Source organism: Mycobacterium sp. (genome assembly GCF_035653355.1).
GTDB lineage: Bacteria > Actinomycetota > Actinomycetes > Mycobacteriales > Mycobacteriaceae > Mycobacterium.
The window spans coordinates 1-4,423 of the sequence record NZ_DASRBZ010000654.1 but is presented as its reverse complement, the minus strand read 5'-3'; the positions used below and the strand labels follow the sequence as shown (position 1 = coordinate 4,423).

General features: G+C 64.7%; 4 protein-coding genes. 3 read left to right on the top strand and 1 reads right to left on the bottom strand.

The genetic code is table 11. From position 1 onward, the window contains the following. Positions 1–96 precede the first annotated feature (96 nt). Both VFA16_RS22435 and VFA16_RS22430 read left to right on the top strand, forming a co-directional pair. Positions 97–1,878 (top strand): alkaline phosphatase family protein, encoded by a 1,782-nt coding sequence (locus tag VFA16_RS22435; protein WP_324969951.1) that lies wholly within the window; start codon positions 97–99, stop codon positions 1,876–1,878. A gap of 41 nt (positions 1,879–1,919) precedes the next feature. Then, on the top strand, positions 1,920–3,092 hold the full coding sequence (locus VFA16_RS22430) for a hypothetical protein (protein WP_324969950.1): 1,173 nt from the start codon (positions 1,920–1,922) through the stop codon (positions 3,090–3,092). A 51-nt stretch (positions 3,093–3,143) separates the two neighbouring features. Here the strand turns inward: VFA16_RS22430 and VFA16_RS22425 are convergent, their stop codons facing one another. Further along, positions 3,144–3,590 (bottom strand): ester cyclase, encoded by a 447-nt coding sequence (locus tag VFA16_RS22425; RefSeq protein WP_324969949.1) that lies wholly within the window; start codon positions 3,588–3,590, stop codon positions 3,144–3,146. A gap of 128 nt (positions 3,591–3,718) precedes the next feature. Here VFA16_RS22425 and VFA16_RS22420 point away from each other — a divergent pair, with 128 nt between their 5' ends. Next, positions 3,719–4,159: an SgcJ/EcaC family oxidoreductase gene (locus VFA16_RS22420; RefSeq protein ID WP_324969948.1), complete on the top strand. Its 441-nt coding sequence runs from the start codon at positions 3,719–3,721 to the stop codon at positions 4,157–4,159. Positions 4,160–4,423 lie beyond the last annotated feature (264 nt).

Here is a 4,423-nt window from a genome sequence, read left to right as displayed (position 1 = left end):
TTGGTTACAACCGCGCCTGTCGGCATCCCTAGCGTGCCGGAGCTGAGCGATCAACTGGGCTGTCTCCAGCCGGGTGGAGCGAGAAAGAGAACATTAATGAAGCTAGCCACAAAGTGGTCGGGAGCGGTTGCCGCTATGACGGCGGCGTGTGTGCTGGTGGCGCTCTCTGCGGGCAGCGCCGTGGCCCGTCGCCACGCGCAGATACGACATGTGCTGCTGATTTCAATCGACGGCATGCACCAGTCCGACCTGGTTTGGTTCGTGAAGCGCCATCCGCATTCGGAGCTGGCCAGGCTGGTTGGTGGGGGCGCTGAGTTCATCCACGCTCACACCGCAGATCCCTCGGATTCCGACCCGGGTGGGACGGCGCTGATGACCGGCGGCGACCCGCGGGCCACGGGCATCTACTACGACGTTGAGTACAGCCACGGCGTGTTCCCGCCGGGGACCAGGAAGTGCTCTGGGCCGGTGCCGGGCGGCGACGTGATCTACGACTCGCCGGACGACAGGCTTCCCGCCGTGCCAGACCTGCTGCATAACGGAAGCGGCAACACCTTCCCGTCCTTCGACGAGGGCGGTTCGATCTACAAACACGGTGTCGACAAGAACCCGGCCCGGATCATGGAGCTGACTCCGCACCCGCAGTCAGGCCTGAACCCGAGGACGTACCCGGTTGACCCCAAGACCTGCAAGCCGATCCAGCCGTGGAACTTCCTCGGAGTCAACACGATCTTTCAGGTGATCCACCAGGCCGGCATGCGGACCGCCTGGTCTGACAAGCATGCGGTCTACACGTCGTTTAACGGCCCGGGTTCGAAGGGCAGGAGCATCGACGACTTCTTCGGGCCGGAGATCGACGCACAGGCGGTCGAGCCGAACGGCGTGCCGTATCCGGTAGACGACTCTTGGACTGCCGACAACGCGGCGACCAAGCAGTACGACTCGTACAAGGTTCGGGCGGTCATCAACTGGATCAACGGCTACGAGCACTCCGGCACCGGGTCGAAGGTCGGCACGCCGGCGATCTACGGGATGAACTTCCAGACCGTCTCGACCGCTGAGAAGTTGAAGAGCTCGCCGGCCGTGCTGATCGGCCCAAACGCCCAGGGCAAGTACACCGATGGCCCATCGCTGCGCGGCGGCTACGTGACCGTAAAGGGCCAGCAGGTGCCCGGCCCGCTGTTGCAGAGTGCCCTTGACTACGTGAACGCCTCGCTGCAGAAGATGGCCAACACGATCAAGGCCGACGGAGAGGCCAGCTCGACGGCGATTATCGTGACGGCCAAGCATGGCCAGTCGCCGCTGAACGACAACCAGCTGAAGCGGATTGACGACGGCCCGATTGTCTCCGGCGTCAACACCGCGTGGGCCAAACAACACCCCAGCAACCAGACCTTGGTCGTCCAGGAGGCCGACGACGACGGGCTGCTGTGGTGGCTCTCAGATCGCTCTCAGAAAGCGACCGACTTCGTCAAGCACTACCTCTGGACCCATACCGCCCCGGGGGTTACCTACGCCGGCAAGACGATCACCGTCCAGCACTCCGGCCTACGGAAGATCTTCCCCGGCAAGCAGTCGGCGCAGTTCTTCGGCGTCGCCAAGTCTGACCCGCACCACCCCGACGTGTTCGGGATCGCACAGGTCGGGACGATCTACACGACCGGCACCAAGATCGCCGAGCACGGTGGCGACAATCCCGGCGACCGGGACGTTCTGCTTGTTGTCTACGCCCCAGGCGCTGTCCAGCGATCCAGGAGCAGCGCCTCGGTCGAGACGACCCAGGTGGCCCCCACGATCCTGCGGCTCCTCGGCCTCGACCCGCGCAAGCTAAAGGCGGTGAGGATCGAAGGCACGCAAGTCCTGCCGGGCGTCCACTGAACCTTGCTCACCATCGACCGACACCCACGGGGAGTGATCCCATGACACCGTCACGCTTCATTGCCGCGCGCCCCGTGCGCGTACCGACCGGGACGCTTGCCGCCGCGGCGATAGCGCTGAGCGCGCTGGCCGGCTGCGGCTCGACCACCACCCACACCGTCACCAAATCACCGAGCGCTGTCAGCACCCCAGCTAGCGTCAGCTCCTCCGGGTTCACGACCCGGGTTTTTGCCACGGGAGCCACGATCCAGCACAACACCTCGAAAGGCAAACAGTCGATCTTCCAGCCCGATGACCTCACCAAGCTGGGGAGCAACATCTACGTGGCCTTCCAGAACGGGCTCGGGCCCATGGGCGAGACGGCGTCAGGCAACAGCAACTCGACCGTTGTCGAGTTCTCAAGTTCCGGCTCGCCGCTTGCGCAATGGGACATCGCCGGTCACGCCGACGGGATCGCCACCGATCAGGCCCACGGACGGATCATCGTCACCGTCAACGAGGACGGAAACTCCAGCCTGTACGTGATTGACCCAGCCAGCCACACGCCCGTGCAATACCACTATCCCGCACTCCCCTCGCATGGCGGGACCGATGCCGTCAGCTTCTGGCACGGGATGATGCTGATCTCCGCTTCGGCGCCCGGGACCACCGGGAAGGCCCCTCCTCAGGCGAGCTACCCGGCGGTGTACGCGGTCACCCTGAACTCGAGCACGCACACGGCCAACGTGCGCGGCCTGTTTGGGGACGAGGCGGTCGCCAAGAGCGCCAACTCGGGAGCGACCGGGACGACCCACCTGGCCCTGACCGACCCCGACTCCAACGCGGTAGTGCCATCGTCGGCCTCGCGCTTCGGAGGCGACTTCGAACTCACCAGCCAGGGCGACGGCGAGCAGATCTTCGTCGCAGATAGCGGCGCCAAGCAGCTGTCAGTGCTCAAACTGTCTCAGGCGGGTGGCGATGACTCGGCGTGGCCAACGAGCGCCTCGGGCGCGCTGTATGTCACGGACAACAGCGCTGATCTGATCTACAAAATCACCGGGCCGTTCAAGCCGGGAACCGAGCTCATCGCCGGTAGCCCCTGCGATGCCAACAGCGCACCGATGTCGTGTCTGGCCAAGCAATACCTGGGCCAGGTCAACATGACGACAGGGACGATCACCAAAATCGCGCTAACGCCGTCGATCAAGCCGAAAGGACTGCTGTTCGTGCCGTGACCCGCGAGGCGAGCGCGCAGACGGCGCTCAAGCGAGCGGCGGCCGGCCGATTTACGAGATAGCTCCGGTGGTCGCCGCCTCGGGGAGCGTCCCCGACTGTCGCAGGAACCGGGCGACGTCCCAGTAGCCCGTCTCGTTGACGATCTTTCCGCTGTCGTCGAACTCGTCGACATTCACGCCGATGTTGTCGACCGGCCGGCCGCTGGCTGGCACACCGAGAAACTCGCCGTCGTGCGTACCGGTGAAGCGCCACTCGGTGCAGCCACGGTTGCCCTCGATGCATGTGGTGAGGAGCTCTAGCCGCGCATCGGAGAAACCGCCGAGAATCATGCGTGCACGTTCGACGATGGCGTCCGTGCCCGTCGCCGCGCTGTTGGGGTCCGTCGAGTCGCGCACGGTTGCCGCGCCCGTGTAGAACCGCGCGACTGCGTCCGCGTCGTGGGAGTTCCATGCTTTGAACAACTGGTGGGTCTGCGCTACGAGCTCATCCTTGGTCATGCGCGCCTCCTTTGGAAGCATTGAAGAACTCGACCCTACACCGGTGGACCGGTCGTGTGGGATTTCTTTTGTGTTAAATCTCTAGAAATCTTCTGCTAGAGTCATAGCTCTACCGATAGGAGATCCCGATGGGAAATGTTGACGTCACGCAGGTGCTCCAACGTGCGACCGAAGCGTGGAACGCGCACGACGCTGATGGGGTGGCGGCGCTCTACGCCGAGGACGCCAAGCTCTACGACGTAGGGCTACCCGAGCCGCTGCAGGGGCGCGCGGCCATCCGGGCAGCGGTGGCGGGCTATCTCGCAGCGTTCTCGGATTTCCATGTTGAGAACATGGGTGAGCCAACCGTCTCAGGCAACCGGACAGCTCAGGAATGGAAGGTCACCGGGACGAACGATGGCCAGCTCATGGGCCTCGCTCCGACCGGCAGGAGCGCGACCACGTTCGGATGCGGCACGGCCGAATTCGGCGACGATGGGCTAATCCACCGCGCCGGCAACTACTGGAACGCTGCCGCACTGATGCAGCAGCTCGGAGTGGCGACCCAGACAGCCGAGGCGGCCATCTAGCCGAGCGGTCGATTGGGGCGCTCGCCCGGACACACCCGGAGCGAGCGTCCCAACGGCAGTCACGACCCGGAGGAACGTCTGGTGCGAGTCACAGACTTCCTCTGTGAAGCGGGACCTGGGCCTGGCGCCTGGGCAGATCCAGCTGCTTGGGTGTCGACCAGCAGTCCGACGATCTCACCGATCGTCCGCTCTCCGCCCACGGCTTCGGGCAGCCGAAGATCGCCCTGGATGCGGTAGCGGTTGCGACGACCCTGCTTGTCCTTA